This is a genomic window from Rhizobium sp. BK379 (assembly GCF_014193955.1).
Classification (GTDB): Bacteria; Pseudomonadota; Alphaproteobacteria; order Rhizobiales; family Rhizobiaceae; genus Rhizobium.
In genome coordinates, this window is sequence record NZ_JACIAD010000002.1 from 966,097 (window position 1) to 985,315 (window position 19,219).

Annotated in this window: 20 protein-coding genes; 9 read left to right on the forward strand and 11 right to left on the reverse strand. The window is 61.0% G+C overall.

All coding sequences use genetic code 11. The features are described from left to right. Positions 1 to 98 precede the first annotated feature (98 nt). Positions 99 to 1,139 (reverse strand): zinc-dependent alcohol dehydrogenase family protein, encoded by a 1,041-nt coding sequence (locus FHT93_RS15765; RefSeq protein WP_112970996.1) that lies wholly within the window; start codon positions 1,137 to 1,139, stop codon positions 99 to 101. A 250-nt stretch (positions 1,140 to 1,389) separates the two neighbouring features. On the opposite strand from FHT93_RS15765, the gene FHT93_RS15770 reads away from it, so the two are divergent. Then, positions 1,390 to 2,277 carry a branched-chain amino acid aminotransferase gene (locus tag FHT93_RS15770; protein WP_112543059.1) on the forward strand — a complete coding sequence of 296 codons (888 nt, stop codon included), beginning with the start codon at positions 1,390 to 1,392 and terminating at the stop codon, positions 2,275 to 2,277. A gap of 101 nt (positions 2,278 to 2,378) precedes the next feature. Here the strand turns inward: FHT93_RS15770 and FHT93_RS15775 are convergent, their stop codons facing one another. From FHT93_RS15775 to FHT93_RS15785, 3 genes are all read right to left on the reverse strand, one after another. After that, positions 2,379 to 3,575 (reverse strand): adenylate/guanylate cyclase domain-containing protein, encoded by a 1,197-nt coding sequence (locus FHT93_RS15775; RefSeq protein ID WP_183848244.1) that lies wholly within the window; start codon positions 3,573 to 3,575, stop codon positions 2,379 to 2,381. 30 nt (positions 3,576 to 3,605) lie between these two features. Then, complete coding sequence (locus tag FHT93_RS15780; protein WP_183848247.1) at positions 3,606 to 5,228, reverse strand: MDR family MFS transporter; 1,623 nt, start codon at positions 5,226 to 5,228, stop codon at positions 3,606 to 3,608. A 77-nt stretch (positions 5,229 to 5,305) separates the two neighbouring features. Then, the gene (locus FHT93_RS15785; protein ID WP_183848249.1) at positions 5,306 to 6,499 is read right to left on the reverse strand and encodes an HlyD family secretion protein; all 1,194 of its coding nucleotides are present in this window, start codon (positions 6,497 to 6,499) and stop codon (positions 5,306 to 5,308) included. A 137-nt stretch (positions 6,500 to 6,636) separates the two neighbouring features. On the opposite strand from FHT93_RS15785, the gene FHT93_RS15790 reads away from it, so the two are divergent. Next, positions 6,637 to 7,539, forward strand: a complete 903-nt coding sequence (locus tag FHT93_RS15790; RefSeq protein WP_112543063.1) for a LysR family transcriptional regulator — start codon at positions 6,637 to 6,639, stop codon at positions 7,537 to 7,539. 51 nt (positions 7,540 to 7,590) lie between these two features. On the opposite strand, the gene FHT93_RS15795 is transcribed toward FHT93_RS15790, so the two are convergent. Beyond that, positions 7,591 to 8,562: an NADP-dependent oxidoreductase gene (locus tag FHT93_RS15795; RefSeq protein ID WP_246781608.1), complete on the reverse strand. Its 972-nt coding sequence runs from the start codon at positions 8,560 to 8,562 to the stop codon at positions 7,591 to 7,593. 152 nt (positions 8,563 to 8,714) lie between these two features. After that, on the reverse strand, positions 8,715 to 9,398 hold the full coding sequence (gstA, locus tag FHT93_RS15800) for a glutathione transferase GstA (protein WP_112543064.1): 684 nt from the start codon (positions 9,396 to 9,398) through the stop codon (positions 8,715 to 8,717). 110 nt (positions 9,399 to 9,508) lie between these two features. On the opposite strand from gstA, the gene FHT93_RS15805 reads away from it, so the two are divergent. Beyond that, positions 9,509 to 10,117 (forward strand): TetR/AcrR family transcriptional regulator, encoded by a 609-nt coding sequence (locus tag FHT93_RS15805; protein WP_183848251.1) that lies wholly within the window; start codon positions 9,509 to 9,511, stop codon positions 10,115 to 10,117. 3 nt (positions 10,118 to 10,120) lie between these two features. Here the strand turns inward: FHT93_RS15805 and FHT93_RS15810 are convergent, their stop codons facing one another. Further along, complete coding sequence (locus FHT93_RS15810; RefSeq protein WP_183848253.1) at positions 10,121 to 11,350, reverse strand: MFS transporter; 1,230 nt, start codon at positions 11,348 to 11,350, stop codon at positions 10,121 to 10,123. A gap of 194 nt (positions 11,351 to 11,544) precedes the next feature. On the opposite strand from FHT93_RS15810, the gene FHT93_RS15815 reads away from it, so the two are divergent. Beyond that, the gene (locus FHT93_RS15815) at positions 11,545 to 11,892 is read left to right on the forward strand and encodes a nuclear transport factor 2 family protein (protein WP_183848254.1); all 348 of its coding nucleotides are present in this window, start codon (positions 11,545 to 11,547) and stop codon (positions 11,890 to 11,892) included. Here FHT93_RS15815 and FHT93_RS15820 read toward each other — a convergent pair. The 3 genes from FHT93_RS15820 to FHT93_RS15830 all read right to left on the reverse strand — a co-directional run bounded on the left by FHT93_RS15820 (position 11,889) and on the right by FHT93_RS15830 (position 15,041). After that, positions 11,889 to 12,620, reverse strand: a complete 732-nt coding sequence (locus FHT93_RS15820; protein WP_113116209.1) for a sulfite exporter TauE/SafE family protein — start codon at positions 12,618 to 12,620, stop codon at positions 11,889 to 11,891. The two genes, FHT93_RS15815 and FHT93_RS15820, sit on opposite strands and share 4 nt — an antisense overlap. A 73-nt stretch (positions 12,621 to 12,693) precedes the next feature. Beyond that, positions 12,694 to 13,362, reverse strand: coding sequence for a class I SAM-dependent methyltransferase (locus tag FHT93_RS15825; RefSeq protein ID WP_112543069.1), 669 nt, complete (start codon positions 13,360 to 13,362; stop codon positions 12,694 to 12,696). 134 nt (positions 13,363 to 13,496) lie between these two features. Further along, entirely contained in the window at positions 13,497 to 15,041 is a 1,545-nt protein-coding gene (locus tag FHT93_RS15830; protein WP_246781609.1) for a hypothetical protein, read from the reverse strand. 494 nt (positions 15,042 to 15,535) lie between these two features. On the opposite strand from FHT93_RS15830, the gene FHT93_RS15835 reads away from it, so the two are divergent. The 5 genes from FHT93_RS15835 (at position 15,536) to FHT93_RS15855 (ending at position 18,220) form a co-directional block, all read left to right on the forward strand. Further along, complete coding sequence (locus FHT93_RS15835; RefSeq protein ID WP_112543070.1) at positions 15,536 to 16,138, forward strand: superoxide dismutase; 603 nt, start codon at positions 15,536 to 15,538, stop codon at positions 16,136 to 16,138. Positions 16,139 to 16,297: 159 nt separating this feature from the next. Beyond that, positions 16,298 to 16,621, forward strand: a complete 324-nt coding sequence (locus FHT93_RS15840) for a metalloregulator ArsR/SmtB family transcription factor (RefSeq protein WP_112543071.1) — start codon at positions 16,298 to 16,300, stop codon at positions 16,619 to 16,621. Beyond that, complete coding sequence (locus tag FHT93_RS15845) at positions 16,618 to 17,028, forward strand: SRPBCC domain-containing protein (RefSeq protein WP_112543072.1); 411 nt, start codon at positions 16,618 to 16,620, stop codon at positions 17,026 to 17,028. The genes FHT93_RS15840 and FHT93_RS15845 overlap by 4 nt, the downstream gene beginning before the upstream one ends. Positions 17,029 to 17,068: 40 nt before the next feature. Continuing rightward, positions 17,069 to 17,290, forward strand: a complete 222-nt coding sequence (locus FHT93_RS15850) for a hypothetical protein (RefSeq protein ID WP_112543073.1) — start codon at positions 17,069 to 17,071, stop codon at positions 17,288 to 17,290. An 84-nt stretch (positions 17,291 to 17,374) separates the two neighbouring features. Next, positions 17,375 to 18,220, forward strand: coding sequence for a metallophosphoesterase (locus tag FHT93_RS15855; protein WP_112543074.1), 846 nt, complete (start codon positions 17,375 to 17,377; stop codon positions 18,218 to 18,220). On the opposite strand, the gene FHT93_RS15860 is transcribed toward FHT93_RS15855, so the two are convergent. Next, entirely contained in the window at positions 18,217 to 19,131 is a 915-nt protein-coding gene (locus tag FHT93_RS15860; protein ID WP_183848258.1) for an AraC family transcriptional regulator, read from the reverse strand. The two genes, FHT93_RS15855 and FHT93_RS15860, sit on opposite strands and share 4 nt — an antisense overlap. Positions 19,132 to 19,219: the final 88 nt, after the last annotated feature.

Below are 19,219 nucleotides of genomic sequence, written 5' to 3' on the forward strand. Positions count from 1 at the left end.
CATCGCCGCCGGCATATCGCTGGCTTCGTCACTCTATAGATGGGATCGCAACCTTTGGTTCGGTAGCCCGACGGCACGGGCCATCGTTTTGCGACCGCCTAGAACTGTGTAATCACACTGATGCCGGTGCCCTCGGCCCTGTCGAGCGTCATCAGCGCCGGTACTGCCTCTTCAAGGCTGATGCGTCTGCCGATCAGTTTCTGTGGCGCGATCTTGCCGGCAGCGAGCATGGACATCATCGCATCATAACGCCAGGCCTGCATGCCGTGGCTGCCGTAGATTTCCAGCTCATGGCCGATCACCTGCGCCATCGGGATTTGCGGCGTCGAATGCTCGCCGAGCATCAGCCCCACCTGCACATGCCGGCCGCGCCGGCGCAGGTTCTTGATCGAGTTGAAGCAAGTGACAGGGTGGCCGAGCGCATCGATGGAAACATGCGCGCCGCCCTTGGTGATCTCTCGCACCGCTTCCGCCACGTCGCCGACCGCGGCAGCATTGATCGTGGCGACAGCCCCGCATTCGCGCGCAAAGGCAAGCTTCTCCACGGAAATATCGACGGCGATCGCATTAGCCCCCAGTGCACTGGCGATCATGATCGCCGAAAGCCCGACGCCACCGCAACCGTGCACGGCGATCCATTCGCCGGGGCCGGTGCGCGCCTGGTCGGCGACGGCGCGGAAGGAGGTGGCGAAGCGGCAGCCAAGGCTCGCCGCGGTGGCATCGTCCACGCTTTCTGGCAAATGCACGAGATTGGTGTCGGCATAGTCGATCCCGACATATTCGGCGAAGGAACCCCAATGGGTAAAGCCCGGCTGAAACTGGTTGGGGCAGACCTGCTGGTTGCCGGAATGGCATTCGCTGCAATGACCGCAGCCGGAAACGAAGGGCACCGTCACCCGGTCGCCGACCTTGAAGCGTACGACGCCCTTGCCGGTCGCGACGATCTTGCCCGCAAGCTCGTGGCCCGGCACATGCGGCAGACGGATATCCGGGTCATGGCCCATCCAGCCGTGCCAGTCGCTGCGGCAGAGGCCGGTCGCGCCGACCTCGATGACCACGCCGTCTTCCGAAGGCGTCGGGTCCGGCACGGTGCGGATCTCAGGCGCCTGTTCGAAGGCTTCGTAATACATGGCTTTCATCTGTTCATCTCCTTGTCCGCCCGCGCCTTTCCGCCTGCCATGATGGCACGCGGCAGTGGCACCATCCAGTCGGCCTTTCATCATTTTCCTTTATGCACCCATCGTTTTAGCACCATCAAACGCGCATCAATATTTCAATCGTAACGCGGTCTCCGGCATTTTCTTGCGTCGATGTTTCAACCGTCAATTTGCGCTTGACCGTCCCCGGCAGTGAGGATTTTGCTTTGCCGACTTCAGGAGGAGAGCTGAAATGCGCGTCGATACGTCACCCCGCACGACCACATGGACCTATGTCGACGGAGAATGGATTGCCGGCAACCCGCCGCTGATCGGGCCGACTTCGCATGCCATGTGGCTCGGCTCCACGGTCTTCGACGGCGCTCGCTGGTTCGACGGCATTGCGCCCGATCTCGACCTGCATTGCCAGCGCGTCAACCGCTCTGCAGTCGCCATGGGCCTGAAGCCCCTCAAGACTGCCGAAGAGATCGAGGCGCTGACTTGGGAAGGGGTCAAGAAGTTCGATGGCAAGACGCCGATCTATATCAAGCCGATGTATTGGGGCGAGCATGGTTCGCCGGGCAGTGTCGTGACTGTTGATGGCGAATCGACGCGTTTCGCACTCTGTCTTTTCGAAGCGGCAATGGGCGGCCATGGCGGTTCATCGCTCACGGTATCTCCCTATCGCCGCCCGACACCGGAAACCGCGATGACCGACGCCAAGGCGGGCTCGCTCTATCCGAACAGCGGTCGGGCAATTGCCGAAGCGAAAAGCCGCGGCTTCGACAATGCGCTGATGCGCGACACGAACGGCAATGTCGTGGAAACCGCCTCGTCGAACATCTTCATGGTCAAGGACGGGGTGATCCTGACGCCTGTCGCCAACCGTACTTTCCTCGCCGGCATTACCCGGCAGCGCATTCTCGGCCTGCTGCACAAGGCCGGCTTCGACGTGCGCGAGGCGACGCTCTCGGTCGACGATTTCATGGGTGCCGACGAGATTTTCACAACCGGCAACTATTCCAAGGTGGTCGGCGTCAACAGGCTCGACGGCCGCAATTTCCAGGAAGGTCCGGTCACCCGCAAGGCGCTGGAACTCTATATGGATTGGGCCTACGGCCGCTCCGCGAGTGATGAGTAGCAAGCTGCGCTGCCGCGCGGTGCTGCAATAGATCCAGTGAATCAATGGCAGCAGCGAACGCCCTAAGGCATGCGAGGGGCCTGCGGTACGGCGCGGTTCACCTACCTCACCCTGTACAACTCAACCCCGTCAGGGAAGCCCTTCAACCGATGGCTTCCCGCCGAAACCGCATCCTCCGGCTTCGCCGCCTCGTAAAACGCCTCCGACATCAGCAATTGTTCCCCAAGTTCGCTGCATGCGCCCTGGATACGGCTGACAAGATTGACGTCCCCGCCGATCAGCGTGAAATCCAGTCGCCGGCCGGAGCCGATATTGCCGTAGCTGACCTCGCCATGATGCAACGCGATGCCGGCCTTGGCGCCGATGCCTTCATAATTGAACCCATCGAGCGCTTCGAGGATCGCCCGTGCCGCCGAAAGCGCTGCATTGCAGGTACGCGTCGCATCATATCCGGGGAAGAAGGCGAGCACCGCATCGCCCATGAACTTCAGCACTTCGCCGCCTTCGTGCGTAATCGCCGGAATGACCCGGTCGAAATAGGCGTTCAGCAACCCGAGCACCGTTTCGCCTGGCAGGCGGTTGGAGAGTTCGGTAAAACCTCTGAGGTCGCAGAGCAGGAGGGCCGCCTGCATGGATTCGATTTCGCCCTGGCGGATGCGCCCGGCCAGGATGCGGCTCGCCGTTAACGGGCCGATATAGGTGTCGAGCAGGCTGAGTTCGACCTGGCGCAGGATACGGAGTTCACTGGTATTGCGCAGCGCCGGGATTATGCGTTCGATCACCTGCATTTCCGATGATGTGAAACCGCCCGGCCGCTTGGTGCCGAAGATCGCGGCGCTGACCGGGCCATCGGCATTGCAGAGTGGCGCGATCATCAACTGCACCAGAGCGCGTCCGGCAAAGACATCGATATGCTGCCAGCGGCCATGTGGGCTCTGGCCCGGACCGACGACGAGCATTTCGCGGCTTTCGAAAACCCTCTGAAGCGGCGTGTTGGCAATGGCTAGCCGCGTTCCGTGCTCGCGGTCATGGATCTCCACCGGTTCGCTTGGCGCCCAGGCGATGGTGCGGCCGATATATTCCGGATGCAGCGTCATGAGATGCAATGTCAGCCGGTCGACCGGAACGCCGAGCGCACGCAGGCGGCGGCCAAGGCCGGAGACAAGGCCGACCTCGTCGAGGGCATGGCATTCGTCGCCGGTCAGCCATTCGATGAGGCCGAGCACCGCCGTCGTGTTGAGACTGCCGGCAGGCGCCCTGGTTTCAACGGCATAGTCGATGTCGAGCAGATTGTTCATGGGTGTTCTCCTCCTTGGGAGCGGGGGCGCTCAGTGAGCGCCGCCGCCGGAGACTTGGCCGGGTTTCTTGAGGAGCAGGGTGGCAAGCAGGGCCACCACAAGGGCGACGCCGAGCAGGAAGAAGGTGTCGCTGAAAGCCATGATATTGGCCTGCTTGCGCAGCTTCAGCGCGATGGCAACGACTGCCTTGTGAGTGGCAAGCGCCTGATCGGTGACGCCATGGTTCATGAAGTAAGCGGTCATCCTGGCGACACGGTCGCGGGTGGCTTCCTCGAAGACCGAGACCGAGTTGGTCAGGATATTCGAATGGAACTGCTCACGCTTCGACAGGAAGGTCTGCAGCGAGGCAATGCCGACGGCACCGCCGAGATTGCGCATCATGTTGAAGAGCGCGGAAGCCGAGCCGGCATTCTCCGGCTCTATGCCTGCCGTGGCGATCGCCGAGAGCGGCGTGAAGACCAGCGCCTGACCGACGGCACGCACGACATTCGGCCAGAAGAGCTGATCGCTCGCATAGTCGCCTGTCATATGCACGTTCATGAAGTTCGAGACGGCAAAGAGCGCAAAGCCGACGATGATCAGCAGGCGAATATCGAAGCGCTTCATCAGGCGCGGCACCAGCGGAATCAGCAGGAGCTGCGGGATGCCGGTCCAGGCAAGCACAAAGCCGATCTGCTCGGAGTTGTAGCCCTGGATACGGGCCAGGTAGATCGGCAACACGAAGACCGAGCCATAGAGCGCGATACCGAGCAGGAAATTCGCAAGGATGCCGAAGCCGAAATTACGGCGGGCAAACAGCCGCAGGTTCAGGAGCGGATGGGCGACCTTCAGTTCGATGATGAGAAAGAGCGTCAGCGAGACGGCTGCGATGATCGAGAGCCGGACGATGAACTCCGAGCCGAACCAGTCTTCCTTGTTGCCTTCTTCGAGCACGGTCTGAAGTGCGGCAAGACCGATCGCCATGGTGATGATGCCGGGCCAGTCACCCTTGGCGAGCAGGCTGAGGTTCATCGGCGCACGGTCGAGCGAAGACCAGAGCATGCCGACCATCAGAGCGCCGGGAACGAGGTTGATATAGAAGATATATTCCCAGCCCCAGTTTTCGGTGAAATAGCCGCCGATGGTCGGGCCGATCGCCGGCGCAAAGGTTGCCGAGAGCGCAAAGAGCGCGAGGCCGATCGGCTGCTTGGGCTTGGGCAGCAGCGTGATGATGATGGTGAAGGCCATCGGGATCAGGACGCCGCCGGTAAAGCCCTGGATAGCCCGCAGGATGATCATCTGCTGCAGGTTGACAGCGAAGGCGCAGGCGACCGAGAAGGCCAGGAAGAGGATGGCGTTCACCAGCAGATAGTTGCGGACCGAAAAGACCCGGGCAAGCCATGCGCTGAGCGGAATGACGACGATCTCGGCAATCAGATAGGAGGTCGAGATCCAGCCGCCATCGTCGGTGCCGGCGCCGATAGCGCCCTGGATATCGGCCAGCGAAGCATTGACGATCTGGATGTTGAGGATCGCCATGAAGGCGCCGAGCGTGGAGCCGACGACCGCGGTCCACATGCGAAGCGGGCTCATGACGGGTTTGGCAGCAGGGACGATCGCAGCGGCAGGGCGCGCGACCGAATTGCTGTTTGCGGCGATCTGAAGCGTAGCCATGACTTATCTCCTTCCGGCTCTACGGAAAACTGTCTCATGACGCTGTTCGGGTGATAATTGAGAAAGGAATGGAAGGATCATCCAGCAGGGGTGGATAATCCTTCCGCCGCGGCCGCGGAGGTCTGGGCGGCCTTGGTATCGATGTCGGGGATCACGGACATGCCCGAGCGCAGCAGGCCGGCAAGGCGTTCGTCGTCGATGACGATCTTGACCGGGATGCGCTGGACGATCTTGGTGAAGTTGCCGGTGGCGTTGTCAGGTGGCAGCAGCGAGAATTCGAGGCCGCTGGCCGGCGAAACGCTGTCGACATGGCCCTTGATCGCTACATCGGGGAAGCTGTCGACCTTGATCTCGACCGTCTGGCCGGGGCGCACGAAGGTCAGCTGCGTTTCCTTGAAGTTAGCGATTACATAGACCGCATGCAGCGGCACGACCGCCATCAGCTGCGTGCCCGAGGTGACATACTGGCCGACGCGGATCGAGCGGGCACCGACCGTGCCGTCAACGGCGGCGACGATTTCCGTGTAGGAAAGATTGAGCTCCGCCTGGCTGGCGGCAGCAACGGCGCGGTCGCGCTGGGCAAGCAGCTGTTCACGCTGGGTCTGCAGCACCGGCACCTTGTTCTCGGCGGCGACGACAGCGGCCTGATCGCGCTCGACCGCAGCGGCGGCCTGATCCTTCAGCGACTGGCTCTGTTCGGCGCGGGATTGCGTTCCGGCACCATTGGTAATCAGCCGGCCGGCACGGGCGGCATCGGACTGGGCGAAGGCAAGCGAAGCCTGCGAGGCATCGAGTGTCGCATGGGCCTGTTCGATGATCGACTGCTGCAGCGAGATCTGCGCGTCGAGATTGGTAACGGCAGCCTCGGCTGCTTTCACATCGGCCTTGACCTGGGAGAGCGCTGCCTGAAAATCACGGTCGTCGATGCGGGCGAGAACCTGTCCGGCCTTGACCGTGTCATTGTCGTTGACGAGCACCTGCTTGATATAGCCGGCGACCTTCGGGGCGACCGTCGTATAATCGGCCTTCACATAGGCATCGTCGGTGGATTCGATGAAACGGCCGACGGTCCAGTAATGGTGACCGAAATCACCGGCGAAGGCGGCGCCGGCGAGCAGGGCTGCGGCGATCACGGCGCGCTTGAAGAACTTGCGGCCATTCTTCTTCGGGGTCTCCACGGCCGCTGCCGCTGCAGCCATCGCTTCGGCGGCGGGGGCGCTTTCGGCCGGCTGGACGGTCTTGAAAGCTTCGTTGCGGGGCAGTTCAACCATTGTCCTTCTCCATTCGTCTTTGCTTCGTTCGTGCGAAGCCCTGTTCGATGAGTGGAAGATGGACCCAGCAGTGCTTTCTGATAATCTGCTGTTTTCGGGAAGGATCATCAACTCTCAGCGGATAATCGAGGAGCGATATGGATCGGCTGACCAGCCTCACAGTCTTCGGTCGGGTGGTGGAATGTGGCGGCTTTTCCGCTGCCGCGCGGCGCCTCAACATGTCCGTCACCATGGTGGGCAACCATGTGCAATCATTGGAAGATCGCCTCGGCGTGCGGCTCCTGAACCGCACCACGCGCAAGGTAAGCCTGACCGAGACCGGCAAATATTATTACGAGCGCTCGTCGCAGATCCTGGCCGATCTCGAAGAGGCGGATCGCGCTGCGGGTGCCCTGAGTTCGACGCCGCGCGGCACTCTGAGATTCTACACCAGCAGCGCCATCGTCCGTTTCCTGCTGCCCGTCATCAACGAGTTCATGACGCTCTATCCTGCCGTCCAGATCGATTTCAACATCGGCGAGCGCGCGGTGGACATGATCGAGGACGGATATGATCTGGTAATCCGCACGACGCCATCGCCGGATTCGAGCCTCGTTGCGCGCAAGCTGACGCCCTGGCGGCATTTCCTCGTCTGCTCACCCGATTATCTGAAGACCCACGCCATGCCGACGACGCCGGCCGAAGTCGCCGAGCACAATTGCCTGCAATATGCATACTATCCCTTTGGTGAGGAATGGCGTTTCGAGGATGCCGAGGGGCGGCAGGAAAGCGTCAAGGTGGGCGGAAGCATCATTTCCAACAGCGCCGAGACGCTGCGCTATCTGGTGCTGAACGGGCAGGGCATCTTCCTCGCGCCGAGCTTCGTCGTCTTCGAGGATCTGGAGGCAGGTCGCCTCGTGCGGATGATGCCGGACTATCGCGGCGTCGAGATCCATATCAACGCCGTCTATCCGAACCGCAGCCATCTGCCGACCAAGGTGCGGCTGTTCCTGGATATGCTTGTGGAGCGGTTCGCCGAGCACCGCAAATGGATGGCGTGATAAAGCGTCCGTTGGGACTGTTTATCCCATCGAACGCTGTCTGGGATCATCTCAGGCGACTTGCAAGACGATCTTGCCCTTTGCATGCGGGCGTTTGCCCTCCAGCATCTCATGCGCCGTGATTGCCGCATCGAGTGGCAGCACATCGCCGACATTCGTTTCGAGTTCGCCGGCATCGACCATCGCAGCGATGTCACGGAGCTCCTTGGTCGTGACATTGACGAGGAAGAAGAGCGCTTCGACGCCTTTGGCCTTGGCAAGCTCCTGATCCGGCTGCGAGACGGCCGAAATCAACCTGCCACCCTGCTTCAACACCGCGAAGGAACGCGTCTGCGTCTCGCCGCCGACAAGATCGATGACGGCATCGACATCGCGAGCGAAATCCTCGAAGCGCTGGCTGCGGAAGTCGACGACCACATCGGCGCCGAGCCGCTTGACGGTGTCGATATCGCCGCCGCTGGCCGTCGCGATCACTTTCAGCCCGGCCTTGTGGGCGAATTGCACGGCATAGGCGCCGACATTGCCGGCCGCGCCATGGATGAGGACGGTTTGTCCGGCGGTAAGCTTGGCATGGTCGAACAGCGCCTGCCTCGCCGTAACAGCGATAACGGGGATCGAGGCAGCTTCGACATGGCCGATGCTTTTGGGCTTTGCAGCAATCATCCCGGCGACTGCAATGGCATATTGCGCATAGGCGCCGATGAAGCGGGGATTGGTAACGCCATAGACGGCATCGCCGCAGGCCACGTGCGTAACACCTTCGCCGACCGCTTCGATCGTGCCCGAGAGATCGGAACCGAGTGTCAGCGGCAAGGGCTGGGGCAGGGCGCTGTTACCGGATCGGATCCAGCCATCCCAGGGGCCGACACCGGCCGCGTGCACCTTGATCAGAACCTCTTCCTTGCCGGGCGCGGGGATATCGACCTGATCCTGAATGATAGCTTCCGGCGGTCCGAACGCGTGGACCCTGTAGGCTTTCATGGTTTTATCTGTCTTCGCGACATTCTCCGCTGAGGTGGTCATTATTCGCTCCTTTATGTGACCGGGCTTCCGGTTTCGATGGAGTGAAGATGCCGCCATCGAAGGCTTTCGATAATCCATGCTGTTCGGGAAGGATTATCAACCATCAAAGGATAATCCGGTCCGGCGGCGCTTCCTGCCGGACCGGCATTCTATCACGGCCGGACCGGAGAGCCGACATATCCGGCGGACTGGATATAGGCGATGGGCGCAAAGAAATTGCCGCCGGCATTGAAGGCCATAAGCCCTTCCTCGCTCAATGCCGCCTGCACGGCCGGGCGGGCAGCGACGCGCTTCATGAAGGCAGGAAGAGCTGGAAAAAGATCGAGATCGATCGCAATCCAGGGCGACCAGTTGAGGCAGACGAAGAGATAGGCATCCGCGACCGTGAAATTCTCTCCGGTGAGATAAGGGCCGGCAAGCCTTCCGTTGATCCAGCCGAGGCGCTTCTGAACGACCGCACGCATCGCCTCATGCACGGTAGCGTAATCAGCATTGAAGAGCATCACCATCGGCTTGTGCAGCTCCGATGTGATGAAGTTCAGCAGGGATTGCACCTGATTGCGGCCGAAGCTGCCGATCTCAGGCAGCATGCGTCTTCCATCAGGAGCGCTGTCTGCAAGAAACTGCACGATCGCCGGCCCCTCCGTCAGTACCTTGCCATCATCGAGCATAAGCGCCGGCACGTAGCCATTGCCATTGATCGCGAGATAGTCCTCGCCGTTGCTGGTGCGATGTGTCTTTCGATCGACCGTGATGAGCTCGATATCGATACCGAGCTCCCGGCAGACGATATGCGGCGAGAGCGAGCAGGCGGCCGCGTGCATGTAGAGCTTCATGTTTTTCTCCTCCTGCGACGGTGCGAGGCCGTCCGCATCAATCCGTTGGACATTTGTACTATTTCGCATAAAATTCTCTTGGTCAATTATTTTATGCGAAATGGTACAAAATGAGTGAGAAAAAGCGTGGGCGTCCAAGGGCCTTCGATGCGAAGGTGACCTTGCAGAAGGCAAGGGAAGTCTTCTGGGATCGGGGCTTTGCCGGTACGTCGCTGGATACGTTGAGCGCCGCTACTCAGCTCAATCGTCCGAGCCTCTATGGCGCCTTTGGAGACAAGGAAGACCTCTATCTCGATGCACTCGAGGGCTATCGCGCCGAGAGTATGGATGTGCTTGCCGATGCGCTCGATCCATTGCTGCCGCTGCGCGAAAACCTCGCACGTGTCTATCAACGTGCTCTGGAGATCTATCTTCACGGCGAAACAGCCGCGCGCGGCTGTTTTCTCATCGGCACTGCAACAGCCGAGGCGATCCAGCATGAACGCGTCCGGGAAGTATTGAGCCGCAGCCTGGATGATTTCGACGGCGAGATCGAAAAGCGCCTGAAGCTCGCGATAGAGCGGCGCGAGTTGCCGGATGGAGGCGACCCTCACACTCTTGCAAGGCTCGCCTCCGCCGTCATGCATTCGCTGGCCGTCCGCGCTCGCGCCGGCGACAGTCGCGAGACGCTGGAAGCCCTGGCACAGTCCGGCGTCGACATGATTTGCGGTAAAGCCTGAACCTCAGGCTTCCTCGCTCTTCGTGCGCACCAGCCATGTGAAGGCCGCACCCGCAAGAAGCAGGACGCAGGTGCCGAGAAAGACTGCCGGCATGCCGATATGCCCGCCGACAAAGCCGCCGAGAACAGGCCCGGCGACCTGTCCCACATATTGCGAAGAGATGGACAGGCCCAGAATACTGCCGGCGGCACTATCAGGCACACTATGCCGGATGACCGCGGTGATGCAGGGCAACAGCCCGCCAAGCGCCAGTCCCATCAGGAAGCGCAGGCCGATCAGTTGCCATGAGGCGTTCACGAAGGCCTGCGGAATGAGCAGCAGTCCCGCGATCGCGAGCGCACCGGCAATGACCGGCCAATGGCCGATCCGGTCGGCAAGCTTCCCGAGCCGCGAGGCGGAGAGAATGCTGCCGAGCGCTGCCGCCGACATGACGATGCCGGAAATCATCGTTACCCGGCCCTGGTCGGGCACGATCTGTGCCACATAGACGGTGATGATCGGCTCGATCGACATATTGGCGAGCATCAGCAGCAGTCCGGTTGCCAGCATTGCGACGACCGGCCGCTTGTCGGGAATGGATTTCCAGCCGCCGGATGCTTTGGCCGCCTGTTTGCGGGCCGCCGACTTCTCTTCCTTGATCAGGAAGGTCGTCGCCAGGAAGGCGAAGAAGATCATGCCGCCGGCCGCCAGAAACGTGCCTCGGATGCCGATGATAGGCGGCAGCGCCCCGCCGATCAGAGGACCGACGAGATTGCCGGCCATGATGCCTGACGAGAGCACGCCAAGCGCCCAGGCGGACCGGTCTTTCGGCGTCTGTGTCGCCACCAGCACCATCGAGCCGGATGCATAACCGCCGGCCAGGCCGACGAAAAGGCGCAGCGCCACGAGTTGCCAGACGCTGCCGGCCATGCCCATCAGCGATATGGCGATCGTCATGCCGAGGCTGGCGCGCACCAGCATGAGCTTGCGTCCGTAGATGTCGCCGAGCCGGCCCCAGATCGGCGCCACGCAGGCGGCAGCAAGGAAGGTCGCGCCATAGGCGATGCCCGACCACTGCACGATCGCCGCATGGTTACTCACGCCGAGCTCCTCCACATAAAGCGGAAGGAACGGAAGCAGCAGCGTCATCGCCACAATGGTCGTGAACGAGCCAAGCAGCGAGATGACGAGGTTGCGTTTCCAGTAGGCGGAGCCGGGCGCCACCTTCGCGGCGTCCCATTGCGTATCGGTCATTGCGGATCTTCTTCGGTACTGTCTGGCTAGCGCCAAGATGAAGCTATCCTCACTTTACGCACCGCCCGGCGGCCTGCCAAGGACGGATTCCGCCCGATCCGACCTGCCCTCGGCGCAAAAGGTGGCTTGAAAGTCATGATCGGGCCTCTAACTGATTGCAAATTGAAATCAGAACATCGAAGGAGGAAGCGATTATGACCAGCAGGAACGAGGCCCGCGCACGGATGCTGCGCGATCTCTACGCAGCCTATATCGATCAGCGGAAGGATATCGTCGATGCGATGCTGATGGAGGACTTTACCTTTTCCAGCCCGCAGGACGACCATATCGACCGTGCGACCTATTTCGAGCGCTGCTGGCCGAACGAGCCGGCACTGACAGGCTTCGACATCGAGTTCCTGGCGGTCGATGGCGAAGAGGCTGTCGTGCGCTACCGGGCCGAGACGACCAGCGGCAAAGCCTTCCGCAATATGGAAAGCTTCCGCTTCGACGGCGAGAAGATTTCAAGCGTCGATGTCTATTTCGGCCGAAACACTGGCTAGAAAAACCGTATCGCCGATGTCGCGATAATGATGATGGAAACTGCGACCATCAGCGGTTTCACCCGCAGCCGCTTGACGAGGATCGCCCCGAAGGGCGCCGCGATCACCCCGCCGATGATCAGACCCGCTGCAGAGCCGAGCTCCGACCAGCCGAGTGTCAGCAGGAAGGTGATCGAGATGGTCAGCGTCACCGCGAACTCGGTGAAATTGGTCGATCCGATCACCCGCTTCGGATCATGGCCGCGGCCGACGAGCGAGCTGGTGACGATCGGTCCCCATCCGCCGCCGCCGATCGCATCCAGCACGCCGCCGCAAACCCCAACCGGCGGCACCATCCAGTCGCGGACATCCCGCTTCGGAGCCGGGTGGAAAGCCTTCCAGAGAATGAGGAGGCCGATCACGATCAGATAGGCCGAGACGAAGGGCTCGATCACCTTGCCGTCGACACTGGCAAGCAGGAAGGCGCCGACGGCCCCGCCGATCATGCCGGCCGGCGCCAGCCGCGCCACGAGCTTCCAGTCGACGTTGCGGTGCCAGGCATGGGAAATGCCCGATGCTGCCGTCGTGAACAGCTCCGTCACGTGCGTCATGGCGCTGGCATTGGCGGCTGGCACGCCGAGTGTCAGCAGGCTGGTCGTGGACAGCACGCCGAAGGCCATGCCGAGCGCGCCATCGATGATCTGTGCGCAGAAGCCGATGACGATGAAGAGGAAGAAATCCGTGCTCATGAAAATCCTTGACGAGCAAAGGGCCGATCCGAAGGCATACTGCAAACACGCTGAGGGCGAAAAAAGTTCCGCCTCAAACGTTCGGCGAGTGCCGTTTGAGGCGGATGACCTTGAAGAAGCCGTTCGGGAAAACCGGCAAGATTTCAATGGCATCGAAGCCGCTCGCTCGCGCCCAGTCGGTGATCCGGCTGATCCGGAAAGACGAGCTCCATCCGATCCGCCGGGCAAGCGGCGCCACCGCGTCCTCGATTGCTCCCTGCAGTCCTGCGCCGTCGCCGAGCTTGCTGGCCAGGATGATCTCGCCGCCCGGCCGCAAAACACGCGCGCATTCGTCCAGTGCCCGTTCCGGCTCGGGAATGAGCGTGATGACAAAAGGCAGGCAGACGGCATCGAAAGACTTGTCCTCGAAGCTCAGCGCATGAGCGTCCATCACCTGTAGGTGCCGCACGTGGAAAAGCTTGTGGCGGGCAATTTTCTCCCGTGCCTTGGCGATCATATGTTCGGAAATGTCGATGCCCGTCACCCGGGAACGCCGGGGATAGTGCGATAGCACCAGGCCGGTGCCGACGCCGATCTCCAGAATGTCGGTGCCGGCGCCAGCGGCAAGCCGTGCTAGCGTACGATGCCCATCACGCAGGAGACTGCGATAGACCCGGTCATAGACCGGTGCCCAGCGCTGATAGATCTTCTGCTGGTCTTCCGCCTGATTTTGAATTTGACCCCGATTTTGAACTTGTCCCATGAGAGCGCCTCCTCCAGACCCTGCCTTCAAACTCGTGAAGGCAGGCTCCGGTTCCGGCGCATGGCAAAGGACCTGTCCAACCCGCTGCTTTTGCCTTCAGCGGAAAGGTCTTTTCGTGACCAAGGAAGCCTCGATCACTCTGCCGGCGGCGTGCGCAGATTGGTTTCGATGGCGGCAAGCTCGTCATTGACCGAGCCGGCGACGGCGCCGGTGCCGCGCAGCGACTTATTGGAAATGTCGATCATCGGCGCGAAGGTGGCGGCCGGCATGCGGACATCTTCCTTCACCGGCTCTTCGACGGGCAGGGCGTCTGCGAGGCTCGGACGATCGCCGCGGGCCACTTCGAGCTGGCCGCTGAGGATCGCGCGTTCGGCGCGGAGCTGGCGGATTTCCGACTTGGCGATTTCGAGGCTCGTCCGCAGCTGGCCGATTTCGTAGCGATCGGTGTCGAGGCGCGTATCGAGATCGTGCTTGAAGGCTTCGATTTCGCGGTCGCGCTTGCTGCGCTGGCTTTCAGCCTCACGCAGCTTCATGACGAGATCGTTGCTGTGGGCGGCGAGTTCGCGGCGGGCAGCTTCGCTTTCCGTGCCGTTGAGGCGAACGCGGTTGAGCTCGTCGGTCATCCGCTCCAGGCGCGCCAGCGCGGTGGCGAGTTCGCCCTTCGTGCGCTTCAGTTCCGCGCGGGTCGACTGCAACTCCTCGTCCGTCATCTTGTTGCGGCTGTTGGCCGTCGACAGCAGCTTCTCGACAAGTTCGGACTTCGAACCGATCGCTTCATGCTTGGTGCGCAGGTTGGCGATCTCGAGCGTCGAGGAGGTTTCCAGCGTCTCGAACTCGGCTTCCAGGCGTCGATGACGCTCCTCGGAAGCGGCCAGATCCTGCTTCAGGTTGGCGACGGAGGACTGCAGGCCGCGCGTCAGCGCCTCATGCTCAGAAAGGTTGGTCTTGAGGTGGGTGCGTTCCTCATTGAGGCGGGCGATTTCGCGTAGCTGGATGCTGTTTTCGCGGCGCGAGCTTTCGGTGAGCAGCTGATGCGCCGTGGTTTCCAGCTCCAGCTTCTCGCGGGTACTCGCCAGTTCGCGGCTGCGCGCATCGTGATCCTGCTGCGTACGACGAAGCTGCGAGGAAACGTCGTCGAACTGCAGCGCCCGGTCGCGGATCTCGCGTTCGGCGTCGATCAACCGCGCTTCGACGACGGTGAATTCTTCCCGTGTCAGCTCATGCACGCCCTGCAGCTTCACCAGCTCTTCGCGGTAGGTGCCGGCTTCGACGCGAAGCTGGCTGCCGTCGAGCTTCAGCTCCTTGTTGTCGGCGGTCAGGCGCTGGTTTTCCTGATCGGACTTGCGCCGCGCATTGCTCTCATAGTCGAGCAGCGAACTCAAACGCGAACATTCGGCCCTCAGCGCGCCCGTTTCGTTGAGCGAGTGGCTGTGCGCGCCGAGCAGCGAGGAAACCCGCTCCTGCAGCGACGTCAGGCTGACGAGCAGCTCTTCGGAGGATTGCTTGTTCTCCTCGATTGCCGTGCCGAAAGCCTGGAAATCATCAACTTCCGAAACGTTGTACTGCACTGGCGGCCTCTCCACGAGGCCCGTCTGTTCGGTGATGGAAAATGTCTGGCGATGGCTCGATACTCTCGAACCCGGCTTGACCGGTTCTTCATTACGACGAAAAAAGCTCATGACCATCATACGCCCCGAAGTTGATGTCAGAAGTCCCTGAAATGATTTATGCAATGCTAATTAAGCAGATCCTATCAAAGGTTGTGCTAACCCTCTTTAATAGCCCTGGATTGCATCTAAGACGTGCGGTTCACCGTCTGTCAAAAGCGCCCACGAGAAATTAACAGTTTTTTATTGAAATATCGGCGGCGTCCCCTAAGCGCGGCTACGGGACGCGAGCGTGCCTCATTTTTGGGCGCGACGTGAACGCCGGCGAGGGGAGAGATCTATTCCTGTGCGCGGTAGTCTTGGTCTTTTTCGTCGCGCTGCCTGTGCATCCTTGAAAGCGCGGCATCCACTGTGATTTATGCGTGTTGGGAGAGCCCGTCACGAGAGGCAATTTTTCCTCGAAGCTGTTGTTTTTTGATAATTCGCCGGTTGCCTCTCAATGCTTCCCCTCCTATGTTCCGCCTCACCTGCCGATGACGCAATCTATTGCCAAGAGGAGATCTGATATGGCTTTCGAATTGCCTGAACTTCCCTATGACTACGAAGCCCTTGCTCCCTTCATGTCGAAGGAGACGCTGGAGTTCCACCACGACAAGCACCACAAGGCTTACGTCGACAACGGCAACAAGCTTGCAGCGGAAGCCGGCATGGCCGATCTCTCCCTGGAAGACGTCGTCAAGAAGTCCTTCGGCACCAACGCTGGCCTCTTCAACAATGCTGCCCAGCACTACAACCACATCCATTTCTGGAAGTGGATGAAGAAGGGCGGCGGCGGCAACAAGCTGCCGGGCAAGCTCGAAGCTGCCTTCACTTCCGACCTCGGCGGCTATGACAAGTTCAAGGCGGATTTCGCCAATGCCGGCGCAACCCAGTTCGGCTCGGGCTGGGCCTGGGTTTCCGTCAAGAACGGCAAGCTCGAAATCTCCAAGACGCCGAACGGCGAAAACCCGCTCGTTCACGGCGCCACCCCGATCCTCGGCGTCGACGTCTGGGAACACTCCTATTACATCGACTACCGCAACGCTCGTCCGAAGTACCTCGAAGCCTTCGTCGACAGCCTGATCAACTGGGACTACGTCCTGGAACGCTACGAAGCGGCAACGAAGTAAGCGCTTCCGAGCATCCGCTTTTCAGCACCCGGCGCCGCAAGCGCCGGGTGTTTTCGTTTCTACTTCGGTTGGCCTGCAATTTGTCAAACAAAGATGGCTTGACTAACTCATACCCGGTTGGCTATGAATCGATCCATAGCCAATCGGGTATGAATTCAAATGTCGAATGTTCAAGATGCGCTGTTCAGGGCGCTTTCCGATCCGACCCGTCGGGGCATCTTCGAGCGTCTGTGCCGTGAAGGTGAGAAGACGGTTGGCGCTCTGACGGCCCACGCCGGTGTTTCTCAGCCGGTTGTTTCCAAACATCTCGCGGTACTCAAAACCGCCGGCCTGGTGCGCGACCGCCACGAGGGTCGTCAGACGCACTACAGCGCCGAAATCCGTGCACTTGCTCCGCTCGCCGACTGGACGACCGAGATGGCCGGCTTCTGGGAAAGCCGGTTCGACGCCCTGGAAGATTTACTCAAAAGGATGGACCAATGACCGACACCGCAACTGAACTCCGCTCCGTCGTCGTCGAACGGGAGATCGCGTTCCCGCCGGAAAAGATCTGGCGTGCGCTCACCCAGCCGCATCTGATCCAGGAATGGCTGATGAAGAACGACTTCAAGCCCGTTCCGGACCATCGTTTCAAGCTCACCGCTGAGTGGGGCTCCGTCGACTGCCGGGTACTGGAAATCGAGCCGAACAGGACGCTCGCCTATACCTGGGATGCCTATGGCCTCGAAAGTACCGTCACCTGGACCCTGACACCAATCGGCTCGGGCACGCACCTGCGCATGGAACAAGCCGGCTTCCGCCCGGATCAGGAGCAGGCCTACCAAGGCGCCAGGTTCGGCTGGCAGCGCTTCTTCGAAAATCTGGAACAGGTCCTGGCGCGCGCCGACTGATGCAGGACACGCGGCGTCTGATTTTTGAGGAGGAAGAACAATGAATTGGAATAAATCTGTCCGCCAGCTCCACCGTTGGCTGTCGATCATCTTCACGGTGACCGTCATAGCCAATTTCGCCACCATGGCACTCGGCACCCCGCCGGCATGGGTGGTCTACTCGCCGCTGCCGCCGCTTTTCCTGCTTTTATTCAGCGGCCTCTACATGTTCGCATTGCCCTATTTCACGGGCAGGCGTGAGCCGGCATCAGCCGCAAGCTGAGGCATCGCAAGAGCTACTCACTGAAATGCCGCGACTGGCAGCGCCGTCACATCGCTGTCATTCGCGGCCTCTACATCACGCCGCATGTCATCAGCCGATCTTCCCCTTTTCCGCTTCGGCATCATCGCCGATCCGCAATATGCCGCCATCGAACCGCAGGCCGAGATGGGGCGCTATTACGCCCACAGCCTGGCCAAGGTCGGTGCCGCCATCGAGACTTTCAACGGCGAGGAGCTGAGCTTCGTCATGACGCTCGGCGACATCATCGACCGCGATTTCAATAGCTTCGACGATATCCTGCCGGTCTATGAAAAGCTGCGCCACGAGGCGCACTTCCTGCTCGGCAATCACGATTTCGGCGTTGCGCCCGAATACCTGGAAAAGGTTGTTGAACGCGTCGGCATGCCGGCACCCTATTACAGCTTCAAGCGCCACGACTACCGTTTCATCGTATTGAACGGCAATGAGGTCAGCACTTTCGCGACGCCGGAAGGCCATCCCTTGAACAGGCTCGGTCACGAGCGCCTGGCAGCTCTATCGGCAGCAGGTGCCGGCAACGCGCATGCGTGGAACGCATCGCTGAGCGACGAACAATTCGCCTGGCTGTCGGGCGAGATCGAACAGGCGAAGGCCGCAGGCGAGAAGGTGATCGTCATGAATCACTTCCCCGTCTATCCACCCTGCGAACACGACATGTGGGACCGCGAGCGGATTGTCGAACTGCTGGCTTCGCAGGCAAATGTCGTCGCCTATCTCAACGGCCACAACCATGTCGGCAATTACGGCAAGGTGGCCGGCTGCCACTTCGTCAATTTCAAGGGCGTGGTCGATACCGAGAGCGAAAACACCTTCGCGATCGTCGATGTCTATCCGGACCGGATGGAAATCCGCGGATTCGGCCGCGAGGATAGCCGCACGCTACCCTACTAGGCGGCACCCGCCACATCGGGTACAGGCTGTGCCCGGTGCTCCAGCGCATCTTTCTTCGGCGGTGTGCCGAACATGCGCGCATATTCGCGGCTGAATTGCGAGGCGCTTTCATAGCCCACTCGATAGGCGGCATTGGCGGCATTGATGCCGTCGGCCACCATCAGCCGCCGCGCTTCGAGAAGCCGGAGCTGCTTCTGATATTGCAGCGGGCTCATCGAGGTCAGCATCTTGAAATGCTGGTGGAAGGAGGAGGCGCTCATCCGCGCTGCCGCCGCAAGCTGCTCCACGCGCAGGGGCACCGTGAAATTATCGCGCAAGATGTGGATGGCATCGGCCACGCGCCGCGTCTGGCTGCCGGGCAGCGCCAGCTTGCAGACCTCGCTGCCGTTTTCGCCCGAGAGCAGCCAGAAGCTGATTTCACGCAGGATCGACTGTCGCAGGATCGGGATAGATTTCGGCGTGCCGAGCATGCGCATCAGCCGCAGGATGCAGTCCTGCAGTTCCGCTCCGAAATTCTGGACGAAAACGCCCGGACCGCCATCTCCCGATGGCTTCGGCGGAGCTTCCATCGCCTCCAGAACCTCGCGCAGAATGGTGACGTCGAGCTCCAGCGTCAGCGCGATCATCGGCCGCTCCGGGCTTGCTTCGATCACTTGGCCGAAGGCCGGCATCTCGACACTGATGACAAGCGACTGCATGGCACTATAGGTGAAAAGCCGCTCTCCGAACATGATCTGCTTGGCGCCATCGACGATGATGCAAAGCGCCGGCTTGTAGATCGCCGGCTTCGGCATCGTGAGCGTGGAAGAGCGCATCAGGTAGAAGCCGGGCAGGGCGGTCGCATAAAGCCCGTCGCCGCCGCCATGGCTGTCCATGTACTGGTTGAGCGCAGTCTTGATTTCTGCGGACATCATTCTTCTCCGGTGGCGGATCCTGCCGCGCCTTGGCCCGCCATCTTACTCCACGAATGCGAGGCGACAACCTGTCTGGAGGAATAGG